At 56.6% G+C, this 16202-nt stretch carries 15 protein-coding genes and 6 tRNA genes; 12 read left to right on the forward strand and 9 right to left on the reverse strand.

Annotated features, from left to right (window positions below; all coding sequences use genetic code 11):
• Positions 1-152: 152 nt before the first annotated feature.
• From FQK12_RS09875 to pnuC, 8 genes are all read left to right on the forward strand, one after another.
• A tRNA-Val gene (locus tag FQK12_RS09875) sits at positions 153-228 on the forward strand.
• A 3-nt stretch (positions 229-231) separates the two neighbouring features.
• A tRNA-Lys gene (locus tag FQK12_RS09880) sits at positions 232-307 on the forward strand.
• A gap of 146 nt (positions 308-453) precedes the next feature.
• Positions 454-529, forward strand: a tRNA-Lys gene (locus FQK12_RS09885).
• 133 nt (positions 530-662) lie between these two features.
• A tRNA-Lys gene (locus FQK12_RS09890) sits at positions 663-817 on the forward strand.
• Positions 818-863: 46 nt separating this feature from the next.
• Positions 864-939, forward strand: a tRNA-Lys gene (locus FQK12_RS09895).
• A gap of 133 nt (positions 940-1072) precedes the next feature.
• Positions 1073-1148, forward strand: a tRNA-Lys gene (locus FQK12_RS09900).
• A 673-nt stretch (positions 1149-1821) separates the two neighbouring features.
• Positions 1822-2865, forward strand: coding sequence for a quinolinate synthase NadA (gene nadA, locus FQK12_RS09910; protein ID WP_004848967.1), 1044 nt, complete (start codon positions 1822-1824; stop codon positions 2863-2865).
• A 35-nt stretch (positions 2866-2900) separates the two neighbouring features.
• A complete protein-coding gene (pnuC, locus tag FQK12_RS09915) occupies positions 2901-3620 on the forward strand; it encodes a nicotinamide riboside transporter PnuC (protein ID WP_014228459.1) in 720 nt (239 codons plus the stop codon).
• On the opposite strand, the gene zitB is transcribed toward pnuC, so the two are convergent.
• Together zitB and FQK12_RS09925 are read right to left on the reverse strand one after the other, a co-directional pair.
• Complete coding sequence (gene zitB, locus FQK12_RS09920; RefSeq protein WP_014228460.1) at positions 3617-4561, reverse strand: CDF family zinc transporter ZitB; 945 nt, start codon at positions 4559-4561, stop codon at positions 3617-3619. The two genes, pnuC and zitB, sit on opposite strands and share 4 nt — an antisense overlap.
• A 117-nt stretch (positions 4562-4678) precedes the next feature.
• Positions 4679-5050, reverse strand: coding sequence for a YbgS-like family protein (locus tag FQK12_RS09925; RefSeq protein WP_014228461.1), 372 nt, complete (start codon positions 5048-5050; stop codon positions 4679-4681).
• Between the two features lie 314 nt (positions 5051-5364).
• Between FQK12_RS09925 and aroG the strand changes: the two genes are divergently transcribed.
• Complete coding sequence (gene aroG / locus FQK12_RS09930) at positions 5365-6417, forward strand: 3-deoxy-7-phosphoheptulonate synthase AroG (protein WP_014228462.1); 1053 nt, start codon at positions 5365-5367, stop codon at positions 6415-6417.
• Between the two features lie 67 nt (positions 6418-6484).
• Here aroG and gpmA read toward each other — a convergent pair whose 3' ends face one another.
• The 7 genes from gpmA to modE form a co-directional block, all read right to left on the reverse strand.
• Positions 6485-7237: a 2,3-diphosphoglycerate-dependent phosphoglycerate mutase gene (gene gpmA / locus FQK12_RS09935; protein WP_004100351.1), complete on the reverse strand. Its 753-nt coding sequence runs from the start codon at positions 7235-7237 to the stop codon at positions 6485-6487.
• A gap of 256 nt (positions 7238-7493) precedes the next feature.
• Complete coding sequence (gene galM, locus FQK12_RS09940) at positions 7494-8537, reverse strand: galactose-1-epimerase (RefSeq protein WP_014228463.1); 1044 nt, start codon at positions 8535-8537, stop codon at positions 7494-7496.
• Complete coding sequence (galK, locus tag FQK12_RS09945) at positions 8531-9679, reverse strand: galactokinase (RefSeq protein ID WP_014228464.1); 1149 nt, start codon at positions 9677-9679, stop codon at positions 8531-8533. The genes galM and galK overlap by 7 nt, the downstream gene beginning before the upstream one ends.
• 2 nt (positions 9680-9681) lie before the next feature.
• Entirely contained in the window at positions 9682-10728 is a 1047-nt protein-coding gene (galT, locus tag FQK12_RS09950; protein WP_014228465.1) for a galactose-1-phosphate uridylyltransferase, read from the reverse strand.
• A gap of 9 nt (positions 10729-10737) precedes the next feature.
• Positions 10738-11754, reverse strand: a complete 1017-nt coding sequence (galE, locus tag FQK12_RS09955; RefSeq protein ID WP_004130603.1) for a UDP-glucose 4-epimerase GalE — start codon at positions 11752-11754, stop codon at positions 10738-10740.
• 211 nt (positions 11755-11965) lie between these two features.
• The gene (gene modF / locus FQK12_RS09960) at positions 11966-13435 is read right to left on the reverse strand and encodes a molybdate ABC transporter ATP-binding protein ModF (RefSeq protein WP_014228466.1); all 1470 of its coding nucleotides are present in this window, start codon (positions 13433-13435) and stop codon (positions 11966-11968) included.
• 67 nt (positions 13436-13502) lie between these two features.
• The gene (modE, locus tag FQK12_RS09965; RefSeq protein WP_004848991.1) at positions 13503-14291 is read right to left on the reverse strand and encodes a molybdenum-dependent transcriptional regulator; all 789 of its coding nucleotides are present in this window, start codon (positions 14289-14291) and stop codon (positions 13503-13505) included.
• Positions 14292-14444: 153 nt separating this feature from the next.
• Between modE and FQK12_RS09970 the strand changes: the two genes are divergently transcribed.
• From FQK12_RS09970 to modB, 3 genes are all read left to right on the forward strand, one after another.
• The gene (locus tag FQK12_RS09970; protein WP_004848993.1) at positions 14445-14594 is read left to right on the forward strand and encodes an AcrZ family multidrug efflux pump-associated protein; all 150 of its coding nucleotides are present in this window, start codon (positions 14445-14447) and stop codon (positions 14592-14594) included.
• Positions 14595-14738: 144 nt separating this feature from the next.
• The gene (gene modA / locus FQK12_RS09975) at positions 14739-15512 is read left to right on the forward strand and encodes a molybdate ABC transporter substrate-binding protein (protein WP_014228467.1); all 774 of its coding nucleotides are present in this window, start codon (positions 14739-14741) and stop codon (positions 15510-15512) included.
• Complete coding sequence (gene modB / locus FQK12_RS09980; protein WP_004848997.1) at positions 15512-16201, forward strand: molybdate ABC transporter permease subunit; 690 nt, start codon at positions 15512-15514, stop codon at positions 16199-16201. Before modA ends, modB begins: the two co-directional genes overlap by 1 nt.
• Position 16202: the final 1 nt, after the last annotated feature.

Consider the following 16202-nt stretch of genomic DNA (forward strand, 5'->3'; position numbering starts at 1 on the left):
CCATCTTTAACATCGAACGTCGGTGTTAAACGTGAAGGATAACGTTGCTTCAGCTACGGCCCGAAGGGCGAGCGAAGCGAGTCATCCTGCACTCCAATCATTTTTATGATGGGGTAGGTGGACGCAGTATCGGTAGTATCCAGCGCAGTTTCGGGTGATTAGCTCAGCTGGGAGAGCACCTCCCTTACAAGGAGGGGGTCGGCGGTTCGATCCCGTCATCACCCACCACTCGGGTCGTTAGCTCAGTTGGTAGAGCAGTTGACTTTTAATCAATTGGTCGCAGGTTCGAATCCTGCACGACCCACCAATTTCAGCATTTAACTCAGATGCTGAACGTGAAGGATAACGTTGCGTCAGCAACGGCCCGAAGGGCGAGGCAAAGCCGAGTCATCCTGCACGACCTACCAATTTCTGAATTGGTGTCGAGTGAAGTTATTCAGGTAGCACCAGAGCGGGTCGTTAGCTCAGTTGGTAGAGCAGTTGACTTTTAATCAATTGGTCGCAGGTTCGAATCCTGCACGACCCACCAATTTCAGCATTTAACTCAGATGCTGAACGTGAAGGATAACGTTGCGACAGCAACGGCCCGAAGGGCGAGGCGAAGTCGAGTCATCCTGCACGACCCACCATCCTGAATGATGGCAGCAGTAAAATCCCGCAAGGGGTCGTTAGCTCAGTTGGTAGAGCAGTTGACTTTTAATCAATTGGTCGCAGGTTCGAATNAACATCAAACTCAGATGTTAAGCGTGAAGGATAACGTTGCGTCAGCCACGGCCCGTAGGGCGAGCGAAAGCGAGTCATCCTGCACGACCCACCAATTTCGAATTGGTGACGAGTGAAGAATATTCAGGCAGTACCCGAGCGGGTCGTTAGCTCAGTTGGTAGAGCAGTTGACTTTTAATCAATTGGTCGCAGGTTCGAATCCTGCACGACCCACCAATTTAACATCGCAGTCAGATGTTAAGCGTGAAGGATAACGTTGCGTCAGCAACGGCCCGTAGGGCGAGCGAAAGCGAGTCATCCTGCACGACCCATCATCCTGAATCGTTCCAGTTAGCAGTAAACCCGCAAGGGGTCGTTAGCTCAGTTGGTAGAGCAGTTGACTTTTAATCAATTGGTCGCAGGTTCGAATCCTGCACGACCCACCAATTTAACATCAAACTCAGATGTTAAGCGTGAAGGATAACGTTACGTCAGCAACGGCCCGTAGGGCGAGCGAAGCGAGTCATCCTGCACGACCCACCAATGTAAAAAAGCGCCCTAAAGGCGCTTTTTTGCTATCTGCCATTTCCTCGAAAATCACAACAATCCGCAATACCTTAATACTGCGTTATTCTACCGTCGCGCTGCGTTTACCGTGGCTACAATTGGCACAGGCCAGCAGCCCGGACAGATGCGTAGCATCGCCTCCGGGAAATGTGCCGGGCCTGATGCCTTTGCGTGGCTTCGTCCCGGGGGCGGCGCTTGACGCGCCTTGCCCGGGCTACAGATTCGTGCGTTCTGCAGGTTTAGCAGCCCGGACAGATGCGCAGCATCGCCTCCGGGAAATGTGACGGCCTGATGCCTTTGCGTGGCTTCATTCCGGGGGCGGCGCTTGACGCGCCTTGCCCGGGCTACAGATTCGTGCGTTCTGCAGGTTTGGCAGCCTGGACAGATGCGCAGCATCGCCTCCGGGAAATGCTCCCTGTGGGAAAAATTCCTCACGACATTTTCTGCACAATCGGCTATCTTGTTTAGCATATAAAACACCATGACCGGTTAATACCTTTCTTCAGGCATTATTACGGTCTGAAAGTTAAGCCAGTGAAACGAGACTGCAAGATGAGCGTAATGTTTGACCCGGAAGCGGCGATTTATCCTTTTCCTCCGAAGCCCATGCCGTTAAACCGCGATGAGAAGCACTTTTATCGCGAAAAAATTAAACGCCTGCTGCGCGAGCGCGATGCGGTGATGGTGGCCCATTACTATACCGACCCCGAAATTCAGCAGCTGGCCGAAGAGACCGGCGGCTGTATCTCCGATTCTCTGGAGATGGCGCGCTTCGGCGCCCGACATTCTGCCTCGACGCTGTTGGTCGCCGGCGTGCGCTTTATGGGAGAAACGGCGAAAATTCTCAGCCCGGAAAAAACCATCCTGATGCCCACGCTCCACGCGGAGTGCTCGCTCGATCTGGGCTGCCCGATCGAGGAGTTTAGCGCTTTCTGCGATGCGCATCCGGATCGTACGGTCGTGGTCTACGCCAATACTTCAGCGGCGGTAAAGGCGCGCGCCGACTGGGTTGTGACGTCGAGCATCGCCGTGGAACTCATTGAGCATCTTGATAGCATGGGTGAAAAAATCATCTGGGCGCCGGACCGCCATTTAGGCAGCTATGTGCAGAAACAGACCGGCGCCGACGTACTGTGCTGGCAGGGCGCCTGCATCGTTCATGATGAATTCAAAACTCAAGCGCTGGCGAGAATGCGGGCGCTTTATCCGCAGGCCGCGGTTCTGGTTCACCCGGAATCACCGCAGGCGATTGTCGATATGGCTGACGCGGTGGGGTCAACCAGCCAGTTGATCAATGCCGCTAAAACGCTGCCGCACAAGCAGCTCATCGTCGCCACCGACCGCGGCATTTTCTACAAAATGCAGCAGGCGGTACCGGAAAAAGAGCTGCTGGAAGCGCCTACGGCAGGCGAAGGGGCAACCTGTCGCAGCTGCGCCCACTGTCCGTGGATGGCGATGAACGGCCTGCAGGCGATTGCGGAAGGGCTGGAAAAGGGAGGCGTTGAACATGAAATTCACGTTGATGAACAGCTGCGAACCGGGGCGCTGGTTCCGCTAAACAGAATGCTCGATTTTGCGGCTACACTTCGGGGATAGCTCATTACTGCGTTACAGAACGCTCTGGGGATAAGATGGATTTTTTTAGTACGCAGAACATATTAGTGCATATACCCATTGGCGCCGGGGGATATGACCTGTCGTGGATTGAAGCGGTCGGCACCGTCGCAGGATTGCTGTGCATCTGGCTGGCGAGCCTGGAGAAGATTGCCAACTATGCCTTTGGGCTGATCAACGTCACGCTGTTTGCCATTATCTTCTTTCAGATCCAGCTCTACGCCAGCCTTCTGCTGCAGATCTTTTTCTTCGCGGCCAACGTCTACGGCTGGTACGCCTGGTCACGACAAACCAGCGATAACCAGGCGGAACTGCAAATCCGCTGGCTGCCGCTGCCGAAAGCGTTAGGCTGGCTGGCGGCCTGCGTGGTGGCGATTGGCCTGATGACGGTATTTATCGATCCGGTTTTTGCGTTTCTCACCAGGATTGCCGTCGCGCTGATGCACACCCTGGGCCTGCAGGTTGCTATGCCGGCGCTGCAGCCAGACGCGTTCCCGTTCTGGGACTCCTGCATGATGGTTCTCTCGGTTGCGGCGATGATCCTGATGACGCGCAAATACGTCGAAAACTGGCTGCTGTGGGTGATTATCAACGTCATCAGCGTGGTTATTTTCGCCCTGCAGGGCGTTTATGCGATGTCGCTCGAATATCTGCTGCTGACCTTCATCGCCCTCAACGGCAGCCGTATGTGGATTAACAGCGCGCGTGAGCGCGGCTCTCACGCGTTTTCCCGCTAATGGTGATGATGGTGTCCATGCCCGGCGTGCGTCATGTTCAGACGGCACTCCGGGCCGCTGCAGGGCTGATACTCCATCTGAACCGTAATGTGTTCAATTTCATACTTATGCTGTAAGAAGCCCTGGATTCGTTCAAGCAGGCCGTCGTGATCGTGCGGCGGTACCACCTGCACGTGCAGCGTCATCACCGTTTTTTCTCCAACCAGCCACGCATGAACGTGGTGTACGTCGCGAACTTCCGGTATCGAGCGGCGCAAATCGCGCTTTAAGGCGTCGACGTCAAGCGAACGCGGCGCGCCCTCCAGCAGCTCATTAACGCTCTCCTGCAGCAAACGCCATGCGCTGCGCAGAACCAGGCACGATACCAGCACGGACAGAATAGGATCGATAGGCGTCCAGCCGGTGGTGATGATCACGATTGCGGCAATAATGGCCCCAACCGAACCGAGTAGATCCCCCAGCACATGCAGAGCGGCGGCCCGCACGTTGAGGTTACGCTCTTCACTGCCGCGATGGAGGATCCAGAAGGCCAGAATATTGGCCAGCAGGCCGGCAACGGCGATGATCATCATGGTTTTACCGGCTACCGGTTGCGGATGATGAAAACGCTGAATGGCCTCCCAGACGATTAATATCGTAATGACCACCAGGGCGATAGCATTGAGAAAGGCCGCCAGCGTGGTCAGCCGCAGCCAGCCAAAGGTGTGTTGAGCATTAGGCGGGCGACTGGCGAAACGCACGGCCAGAAAGGCGAACAGCAGCGCTGCGGCGTCCGTCAGCATATGCCCGGCATCGGCCAGCAGCGCCAGCGAACCTGAAATGAGTCCGCCTGCAACCTCAACCAACATGAATCCGGCCGTGACGCAGAACGCCAGCAGCAGCCGACGGGCATTATTATCTTCGGTGGATTGCGGAGAATTATGCGAGTGTGATTGCCCCATGGTGCCATCCCTACATTATTATTTTGATGATTACTTTATGACATGATTCACCTCTTGGGGTGAATAAAATGAAAAAAGGAGAGCCTTAGCTCTCCTTCCGGGCGGATACCGCGCAGATTATTGGGTGGTACCGTCGGTTTTCGTCGCCTCGTCCTGGCCGACCTTTTTATCGGTATCCGGGCAGCGGCCATCTTTGCACATTGAGTTTTTGTGGACTTCATCGCTCGACATCCCGTCGTGGTTCATGGTCGAGCCGTTGGGGTGGAGCATGGTGCCGCCGGTATCGGTGGAACCGGCGTTAATGTTACCGTTGTCCACGTTGTTTGGCGCCACGTTTTCACGCGCGTCGGGGGCGACCTGACCCGCGTCGGCTGCCGAATTGGCCTGCCCGTTGTTCGACTGCGCGCCGGTATCGGCGGCCAGCGCCGCGCCGCTGGCCAGGCCCAGGGTTGCTGCGAGGAGAAGACTGGTTAGCTTGTTCATTTTCATTGGATGCTCCTGTTATATCGATTTACCGAATTACCTCTTCCAACAGTGCATTGCCGGAGGTTCTACTCGTTGTAGTTAAAGCTTCGCTGTTAGCGATCGGCATTAATATATAATGCTGAATGCTAAAGAAAATTAAGTTCTAACAGTTAAAAATTATAGCTTGTGGCCACTATTCCGCGACTTTATGGCGTTTTTTAGCCTATTTCCAGGAATATTCTGCCGCTACTGTAAAATCACGTTTACACTTTTTGAGCGAAGAGATAGATTGGAGGGATTGCATTTAACTAGATAAGTATGGCAACGCTGGAAATAAGATGAATTATCAGAACGACGATTTACGCATTAAAGAGATCAACGAATTATTACCTCCCGTTGCGCTCCTGGAAAAATTCCCCGCTACCGAAAACGCCGCCAACACCGTTGCGCATGCGCGCAAAGCGATCCACCAGATCCTGAAAGGTCATGACGATCGGCTGCTGGTCGTGATCGGTCCATGCTCCATTCACGATCCGGCGGCGGCCAAAGAGTATGCCGAGCGTCTGCTCGCGCTTCGCGAAGAACTTAAAGGCGAGCTGGAAATCGTGATGCGCGTGTATTTTGAAAAACCGCGCACCACCGTGGGCTGGAAAGGGCTGATCAACGATCCGCATATGGATAACAGCTTCCGCATCAACGATGGTCTGCGGATCGCACGCAAGCTGCTGCTTGATATTAACGACAGCGGACTGCCAGCGGCCGGGGAGTTCCTCGATATGATCACCCCGCAGTATCTTGCCGACCTGATGAGCTGGGGCGCGATTGGCGCGCGTACCACCGAGTCACAGGTGCACCGCGAACTCTCTTCCGGCCTCTCCTGCCCGGTAGGCTTTAAAAACGGCACAGATGGCACCATTAAAGTCGCTATCGACGCCATCAATGCCGCCGGCGCGCCGCACTGTTTCCTGTCGGTGACCAAATGGGGACATTCGGCGATTGTGAACACCAGCGGCAATAGCGATTGCCATATTATCCTGCGTGGCGGTAAAGAGCCGAACTACAGCGCGCAGCACGTGGCAGAAGTGAAGGTGGGTCTGGCGAAAGCAGGCCTGCCCGCTCAGATCATGATCGATTTCAGCCATGCCAACTCCAGCAAACAGTTTAAAAAGCAGATGGATGTCGGCACAGACGTATGCCAGCAGGTTGCCGGCGGCGAGCGGGCGATTATGGGCGTGATGATCGAAAGCCATCTGGTGGAAGGCAATCAGAGTCTCGACAGCGGTGAGCCGCTGGCCTACGGTAAAAGCATTACTGATGCCTGTATCGGGTGGGAAGATACCGATACGCTGCTTCGCCAGCTGGCGAATGCGGTAAAAGCGCGCCGCGGTTAGGTTTTACGGCGAGTCTCAAAATAAAAAAGCGTGGAGGGCTCCACGCTTTTTTTACATCCCGCGAAAATTACTTCGCTTTACCCTGGTTCGCTACGGCAGCGGCTTTCGCGGCGATCTCGTCGGCGTTACCCAGATAGTAATGTTTAATAGGCTTGAAGTTCTCGTCGAACTCATACACCAGCGGTACGCCGGTCGGGATGTTCAGCTCGAGGATCTCTGCTTCGCCCATGTTGTCGAGGTATTTCACCAGCGCGCGCAGGGAGTTACCGTGAGCGGCGATAATCACGCGCTCACCGCTTTTCAGACGCGGCAGAATGGTTTCATTCCAGTACGGTACGACGCGGTCGATGGTCAGCGCCAGGCTCTCGGTGGTAGGCAGCTCAGCGTCGGTCAGTTTTGCATAGCGCGGATCGTGACCCGGGTAGCGCTCGTCGTCTTTGGTCAGCTCCGGCGGCGTTACCGCAAAGCCGCGACGCCACTGCTTAACCTGCTCGTCACCGTATTTTTCAGCGGTTTCCGCTTTGTTGAGGCCCTGCAGCGCACCGTAGTGACGCTCGTTCAGTTTCCATGACTTTTCTACCGGCAGCCAGGCCTGATCCAGTTCGTCCAGCACGTTCCACAGGGTGTGGATGGCACGTTTCAGCACAGAGGTATAAGCAAAGTCGAAGCTGAAGCCTTCTTCTTTCAGCAGCTTACCGGCCGCTTTTGCTTCACCCACGCCTTTTTCAGACAGGTCAACGTCATACCAACCGGTGAAACGGTTTTCGTTGTTCCATTGGCTTTCGCCGTGACGAACGAGTACCAGCTTAGTTACAGCCATACACTTACTCCTCAATACACGTCATCTTTCTCGCCGCTTTGATGCGACCCGAAATCTGTAGTGTGTATATTTATTGATTGATAACTATTCTCATTATATTGCCGCGACTTACCTCACGGCAATGCTTATCCCTAACCATAGCGAAAATAGTCGCTCAGTGTAAGGTGCTTGTAAAACAGAGGTTATGTTTTTGTCTGTAAGTGGCGTATTTTTCAGCGAAAGGATAAAAAAAGCCCTCCATCAGGAGGGCTGGATATTATTTCGCAATAAACTGATATTCCGTCAGGCTGACGTACTCTTCGCCGGGGCGCAGTACGCAATCCGGCTGCGGCCATTCCGGATGGTTCGGTGAATCCGGCAGGAACTCGCTCTCCAGAGCCAGACCTTGCCAGTCAGCGTAAGGCTGCGCGGTGCGCGACGGCGTGCCGGCCAAATAGTTGCCGGAGTAGAACTGCAGCGCCGGAGCGGAGGTATAGACCGTCATCTGCAGCTTTTCGTCCTGCGACCAGACGTGAGCCGCCGGGCTTTTGGCATCGCCCAGCGCCTGGAGCAGAAAGGCGTGGTCGTAACCTTTGACCTTTTGCTGGTCTTCATCGCGCAGGAAATCGTCCGCCAGCATCTTCGGCGTGCGGAAATCGAAGCTGGTCAGGGTGACGTTTTGCAAATCGCCTCCCGGAATACCGTCGCTCTCAACGGGCAGATACGCATCGGCAAAGATTTGCAGCCTATGGCTACGCACGTCGCTCTGCACGCCATCAAGATTGAAATAGACGTGGTTGGTCAGGTTTACCGGGCAGGGCTGATCAACGGTGGCGCGATACTCGATGGCGATACGATTATCGTCGGTCAGGCGGTAGTGCGCCGTAGCCGTCAGATTGCCGGGGAACCCCTGATCGCCATCGTGGGAGGAGAGTGAAAACAGCGCGTGACGATCGTCGGCGCTGACAATCTGCCAGCGGCGCTTATCAAATCCTTCAGGACCGCCGTGCAGCTGATGGCCGGCCTCGTTGGAGGGCGTCAGATTAACGCTATGGCCATCAAGGGAAAAGCGGCTGTTGGCGATACGGTTCGCGTAACGGCCTACGGAAGCGCCGAGATAGGCGGCCTGGCGCGTATAGTCGCCAGGGGTCGCGCAGCCGAGCAGCGCTTCGCGTACGCTGCCGTCGGCCAGCGTCACGCGCGCGGAGAGCAGCGTCGCGCCCCAGTCCATTACGGTGACCGTCATGCCTGCGTCGTTACGCAGGGTGAGGAGATTCCACGGCTGGCCGTCCGGCGCCAGCTCCGTTGTTGGGTTTAGCATTGTCCAGCTCCCTGCGACGGTTTGCAGACGTAAAAGGTCTCTTTGATACCGGTTTTCGCTTCATACTCTTTGGCAACGGCCTGCTGTACGGTCTCGACCAGATCTTCCGGCACCAGGGCGACGATACAGCCGCCGAAACCGCCGCCGGTCATGCGGACGCCGCCTTTATCGCCGATGGTCGCCTTGACGATGTCCACCAGGGTATCAATCTGCGGGACGGTGATTTCAAAATCATCGCGCATGGAGGCGTGGGATTCCGCCATCAGCTCGCCCATCCGCAGCAGATCGCCTTTTTCCAGCGCCGCGGCGGCTTCTACGGTGCGGGCGTTTTCAGTCAGCACGTGGCGAACGCGTTTGGCGACCACCGGGTCAAGCTCGTGGGCGACGGCGTTGAACTCTTGCAACGTGACGTCGCGCAGGGCCGGCTGCTGGAAGAAACGCGCGCCGGTTTCACACTGTTCGCGGCGAGTGTTGTATTCGCTGCCGACCAGAGTGCGCTTAAAGTTACTGTTAATAATCACCACCGCGACGCCTTTCGGCATCGAGACCGCTTTGGTCCCCAAGGAGCGGCAGTCGATCAGCAGCGCGTGATCTTTTTTACCGAGCGCGGAGATCAGCTGGTCCATAATGCCGCAGTTGCAGCCGACGAACTGGTTTTCCGCTTCCTGGCCGTTCAGCGCGATTTGCGCGCCGTCGAGCGGCAGATGGTACAGCTGCTGGAACACGGTGCCGACGGCGACTTCCAGCGAAGCCGAAGAGCTTAACCCCGCGCCCTGCGGCACGTTGCCGCTGATGACCAGATCCGCGCCGCCGAAAGCGTTATTCCGCTGCTGGAGATGCTTCACCACGCCGCGGACATAGTTTGACCACTGCTGGGCATCGTGGCTGGTAATCGGCGAGTCGAGAGAGAATTCATCGGTCTGATTGTCGTAATCGGCGGCAATCACCCGCACGGTACGATCGTCGCGCGGCGCACAGGCGATGACCGTCTGGTAATCAATGGCGCAGGGCAGCACGAACCCATCGTTATAGTCGGTATGCTCGCCGATCAGGTTAACGCGGCCAGGGGCCTGGATAACATGGCTGGCCGGATAGCCAAATTTCTCAGCAAACAGGGCTTGGGTTTTCTCTTTCAGACTCATGGTTATACTCCGGATTCGCGAAAATGGACGTCGCTCACAGCGCGCAGACGTTCGGCGGCCTGCTCGGCCGTCAGGTCACGCTGGGTTTCAGCCAGCATTTCATAGCCGACCATAAATTTACGCACCGTCGCGGAGCGCAGCAGCGGCGGATAAAAATGCGCGTGCAGCTGCCAGTGATCATTCTCTTCATCGTTAAACGGCGCGCCGTGCCAGCCCATAGAGTAGGGGAATGAGCACTGAAACAGATTGTCGTAACGGCTGGTCAGCTTTTTCAGCGCCAGTGCGAGGTCGCTGCGCTGGTCATCGGTTAAATCAGTCAGGCGCTGTACGTGCGCTTTCGGCAACAGCAGCGTCTCGAAGGGCCACGCTGCCCAGTAAGGGACCACCGCGAGCCAGTGTTCGGTCTCGACGACGGTGCGGCTACCGTCGGCTAATTCGCGCTGCGCGTAATCCACCAGCATCGGCGCGCCGTGCTCGGTGAAGTACGCTTTTTGCAGACGATCTTCGCGTTCCGCCTCGTTAGGCAGAAAGCTGTTTGCCCACACCTGACCATGCGGATGTGGGTTGGAGCAGCCCATTGCCGCGCCTTTATTTTCAAAGACCTGCACCCACGGGTAGGTTTTTCCGAGGTCGGCGGTCTGCTCCTGCCACGTTTTAACCACGCCTTCCAGCGCCTCCACGCTCAGTTCCGGCAGCGTTTTGCTGTGGTCTGGCGAGAAGCAGATGACCCGGCTGGTACCGCGGGCGCTCTGACAGCGCATAAGCGGGTCGTCGCTTTCCGGGGCGTCAGGGGTATCGGTCATCAAAGCCGCAAAGTCATTGGTAAAAACAAACGTACCGGTGTAGTTCGGGTTTTTGTCGCCGGTGACGCGGGTATTACCCGGGCACAGGAAACAGTCCGGGTCGTGCGCGGGCAAGGTCTGTTTTGCCGGCGTTTCCTGCGCCCCCTGCCAGGGGCGCTTGGCGCGATGCGGAGAAACCAGAATCCACTGCCCGATTAACGGGTTATAACGACGATGTGGATGGTCGACGGGGTTAAATACGCTCATGAAGGTTCCTTAGTCGGGATAACCCTGCGGATGACGGGACTGCCAGTGCCAGGTGTCCTGCGCCATTTCGTCAAGGTTGCGCGTCACGCGCCAGTTCAGCTCGCGATCGGCCTTTTCAGCGTCCGCCCAGTAGGCCGGGAGGTCGCCTTCGCGGCGCGGTGCGAAGTGGTAGTTAATCGGTTTGCCGCAGGCTTTGCTAAATGCGTTGACCACGTCGAGCACGCTGCTGCCGACGCCTGCGCCAAGGTTATAGATATGCACGCCGGCTTTATCGGCCAGTTTTTCCATCGCCGCGACGTGGCCGTCTGCCAGGTCCATCACGTGAATGTAGTCGCGTACGCCGGTGCCATCTTCGGTTGGGTAGTCGTTGCCGAATACCGCCAGCGATTCACGACGGCCAACCGCGACCTGCGCGATATACGGCATCAGGTTGTTCGGAATACCCTGCGGATCTTCCCCCATATCGCCCGACGGATGCGCGCCGACCGGATTGAAGTAGCGCAGCAGCGCGATGCTCCAGTCCGGCTGCGCTTTTTGCAGGTCGGTCAGGATCTGCTCAACCATCAGCTTGCTTTTACCGTAAGGGCTCTGAGGCGTACCGGTCGGGAAGCTTTCGACGTAAGGGATTTTGGGCTGGTCGCCGTAGACGGTCGCGGAGGAGCTGAAAATAAAGTTTTTCACGCCCGCGGCGCGCATGGCGGAAACGAGTTTCAGTGTGCCGGTTACGTTGTTGTCGTAGTACTCCAGCGGCTTAGCGACGGATTCCCCGACGGCTTTCAGGCCGGCGAAATGGATCACCGCTTCAATGGCGTGATCGTGGAGAATTTCCGTCATCAGCGCTTCGTTACGAATGTCGCCTTCGACAAAGGTGGCGCTTTTCCCGCCGAGACGTTCAATGATTGGCAATACGCTGCGCTTACTGTTGCAGAGATTGTCGAGAATAATCACTTCGTGTCCCTGCAGTAGCAGTTGAACGCAGGTGTGACTTCCAATGTAACCGCTACCACCTGTAACCAGTACTTTCATGATTCGCTCCAATAGGCTTATCGTGTGAGAAGAAGATAGCATACCAAAGAAGCCAAAAGTGTGACACAGGCCAAATTGGTGGAATCGTTTACACTAAAATTTTTAAACAGCCCATTTGAGTTTTTTTGTTTTAAAAACAGGGTGATGTTATGTCTGGTAGCTATTATTCTGAAAAAAACAGGGATCAGCAGACCCCTGTACAGGCTTAATTTTACAGCGGATCCAGCTGGTAAGTGTAACCGTCTCCACTACTCACAAAGGCCAGTCGGTGGGTGATACAGTCCGGGGCGTCTTCGGCGTGATGAGAGACAAACAGCAGCTGCGTCGCCCCTTCGCCAATCAGCACATCAACGAAGCGGCGCACCAGCTGGCGGTTGAGCGGGTCCAGCCCCTGCAGCGGTTCGTCAAGGATCAGCAGAGTGGGGTGTTTGACCAGGGCGCGGACGATCAGCGCCAGCCGCTGCTGCCCCCAGGAGAGGCTATGGAACGGCGCATCGGCGGTGCGTTTGTCGATACCCAGAATATCCAGCCAGTTCTGCACCAGCTTATGCTGCTTGTCGGAAACGGCCTGATAGATGCCGATTGAGTCGAAGTAGCCGGAGAGAATCACGTTACGCACGTTGGTGCTGACGCGGTATTCAAGGTGCAGGCTGCTGCTGACGTAGCCAATATGCTTTTTGATATCCCAGATGGTTTCACCGCTGCCGCGGCGGCGGCCAAACAGGGTCAGGTCGTTGCTGTATCCCTGAGGATGGTCGCCGGCGATCAGGCTGAGCAGCGTGGATTTACCGGCGCCGTTGGGGCCGACTATCTGCCAGTGTTCGCCAGGGTTCACCGTCCAGCTCAGGCGGTTAATAATCGGACGATCGTTGTACGAAACTATGCCGTCGTTCAGCACGATGAGCGGCGCTTCGGCGTCCAGCGCAAGACGCGCTGCCGGTGCGTCGGGCTCCGGCAGCGTCATGCCGTCAAGCTTTTCGCTATGCGCGAGCTGGGCAATAAGCGCCTGCTGCAGCAGGGCCTGCTTTTCGCCGGTTTCGCTCAGCACGCAGTCCGCCAGTACCCCGGCATACTGAACGAACGCCGGGATCTCGTCAAAACGATTGAGGACCAGCACCAGGGTGATACCTTCCCCGTTCAGCGCGGCCAACATCCCGGCGAGCTGCTGGCGCGAGGCGACATCAAGACCGTCGAACGGCTCATCAAGAATAAGCAGGTCGGGATCGCCCATCAGCGCCTGGCACAGCAGGGTCTTGCGCGTTTCGCCGGTTGAGAGATATTTAAAACGGCGTTCGAGCAGGTGGCTAATTGCAAACTGTTCAGCAAGGCGGGCGCAGCGGGAGGGGTCTTTAAACTCATCCTGGATAATTTCCGCCGTCGTGCGGCCGGTGTCTTCTTCTCCCGGGCTGAGCAAATCGGTGTTATTGCGCTGCCACTCATCGCTGACCAGCTTTTGCAGCTGCTCAAAAGAGAGACGGGTGATGCGCGAGAAGGTGCACTCACGCTGCCCGCTTAGCAGGGTCAGCTCGCCGGAGAGCGCCCGCGCAAGCGCCGATTTCCCGCTGCCGTTGCTGCCGACGAAAGCCCAGCTCTCGCCAGCCTGCACGCGGAGGTGTTCAATATTTAACGTTTTTGTATCGCTAAGACGAAACGTGCCTTGCGAAATTTGCAACAATGACATTGTGTATCCCACTTTTTGCAGCGATTTGCTTCAGGGATACGTCTTCGCGAGCGCAATGTCAATGCCGTTAGCACAACGTGGCAAGAATGATGCGATCGGCATTAAAATATGCTATCACCTCCGCCCCTTCCGCCAGATCGCGCGTCTGTTCCACCGGCAGGGTGGCGCAAAGGCTCTGCCCATCCGGGAGCGCCATCAGCACTTCACACTGTTCCGGCCCGCGTTCGATGTGGTTGATACGTCCGGCCAGCTGGTTGTCGGCCCGTTCCGCCTGTGCGGCATCCTGAGTAATGCCAACCCACGGCGCTTTCAGCAGCACTAGTACTTCCTGGCCTTCCTCAAGGCCCAGACGATCGGCGCTTTGGGCGGTAATCGCGACCTTAAAGCGGGTTTGGCCGTCGGCCAGCAGAACGTCAACGTGCTGCTGGACCTGCTGATGGTCGCGGCCGGTAATGGTGCCGAACCACTGGTTGCGCGCGCTGGTCTGCAGAGAGAATCGCGAAATGGCAGCCAGCAGGCTGTCGAGGGGAAGGGCGTCATCATCGCTCAGGACATCGAACGCTTTCTGCTGAATCTGCGCCAGCAGGTCGTAGAGCTGAATCAGCCGCTGCCCGTAGCGGGTGAGGACCGCGCCGCCGCCGCCTTTGCCGCCGGTCGCCCGGTCAACCAGGGTCTGCTCGCTGAGCTGATTCATTTCATTAATCGCATCCCAGGCGCTTTTATAGCTAATGCCCGCGTTTTTTGCCCCCTGGCTAATCGAGCCGGTCTGTTCAATCTGTTTCAGCAGGGCGATACGGCGAGGATCGGCGAACAGGCGCTGCTGTAATTTGAGGGTAAGAAGAATTTCAGCCTGCATAATCATATCCTGATGAAAAAGGGTATTGTGACCGATAGCGGTCATCTTGCAAGATGCATCTCTCACGGTGGCCAGCGGGGCACCGCACAAATGGGGCGTGTTTTTCCGGCTGAATTGGTTACAATAAACTATTCGTACTTTCTGGAGCCAACCATGTTAGAGCTATTGAAAAGTCTGGTTTTTGCCGTAGTCATGGTCCCTGTGGTGATGGCGGTCATTCTGGGCCTGATTTACGGGCTGGGCGAAGTGTTTAACCTCTTCTCCGGAGCCGGTCATAAAGACAGCAGACCGCAAAATCACTGATTTCCCCCGCGCCCGGTTCTGCCGGGCGTTCTTATTTCTTCCCCCCTCCATTTTTCGAACGCTGATTACCCCTAATTTTCGCTGGGAAAAACCTGGCGCTATCGTTATATTGTCTACTACATAACGAACTGACGGGAGATTCAGATGACAGGTCAATGGTTACGCTTTTTTGCCGGAGCAACGTTAACGCTCTCCATTGCGGGCCACGCGCTGGCGGAAGAGGGCAAAGTGACGGTTTTTGCCGCGGCATCGCTCACCAACGCCATGCAGGATATCGCCAAAGAGTATAAAAAAGAGAAGGGCGTGGAGGTGGTTTCTTCATTTGCCTCTTCATCGACCCTGGCACGGCAGATTGAAGCGGGGGCGCCGGCGGATCTGTTTATCTCCGCCGATCAAAAATGGATGGATTACGCGGTCGAGAAAAAGAGCATTGATACCGCCTCGCGCGCGACCCTTCTCGGTAACAGCCTGGTTGTCGTGGCGCCAAAAGCCAGCGCGCAGGGCGAGATAAACATCAGTGATAAAACCGACTGGACCAGCCTGCTGAAGGGCGGCCGCCTGGCCGTAGGTGACCCGGAACACGTGCCGGCTGGCATCTATGCGAAAGAGGCGCTGCAAAAGCTGGGAGCCTGGGAAACCCTGTCGCCGAAGCTGGCGCCGGCAGAAGACGTGCGCGGCGCGCTGGCCCTGGTTGAACGCAGCGAAGCGCCGCTGGGGATCGTTTACGGCTCCGATGCGGTCGCCAGCAAGGGAGTAAAAGTTGTCGGTACCTTCCCGGAAGATTCGCATAAGAAAGTGGAATATCCTCTGGCAATCGTCGACGGCCATAAAAATGCCACGGTCAGCGCGTTTTATGACTATTTAAAAGGGCCGGAAGCGTCCGCTATCTTTAAACGTTACGGATTTACTACCCACTAATGTTCTTAAGCGATCCTGAATGGCAGGCGGTACTGCTGAGCCTGAAAGTCTCCTCCCTGGCGGTGGTACTGAGCTTGCCTTTTGGCATCTTTTTCTCCTGGCTGCTGGTGCGACGAGATTTTCCCGGTAAAGCGCTGCTCGATAGCATTCTCCACCTGCCGCTGGTACTGCCACCGGTGGTGGTAGGGTATCTCTTGCTGATCGCGATGGGGCGACGCGGTTTTATCGGCAGCTGGCTGTATGACTGGTTTGGTCTGAGCTTCGCGTTTAGCTGGCGCGGCGCGGTACTGGCGGCGGCGGTGATGTCCTTTCCACTGATGGTGCGGGCCATTCGCCTCGCGCTGGAAGGGGTGGACATTAAGCTCGAGCAGGCGGCGCGTACCCTCGGCGCTGGCCGCTGGCGGGTGTTTTTCACTATTACGTTACCGTTGACGCTACCCGGCATTATCGTTGGCACCGTGCTGGCTTTCGCCCGCTCGCTGGGCGAGTTCGGCGCCACCATCACGTTTGTTTCCAATATTCCCGGCGAAACGCGCACCATCCCTTCGGCCATGTATACCCTGATCCAGACCCCCGGGGGAGAAGGCGCGGCCGCGCGTTTATGCTTGATTTCGATTGCGCTGGCGCTGGTATCGCTGCTGATTTCCGAATGGCTGGCCCGCCTCAGCCGTCAGCGGATGGGGAAATAAA

Source organism: Klebsiella sp. ME-303 (genome assembly GCF_007910085.1).
GTDB lineage: Bacteria > Pseudomonadota > Gammaproteobacteria > Enterobacterales > Enterobacteriaceae > Klebsiella > Klebsiella michiganensis.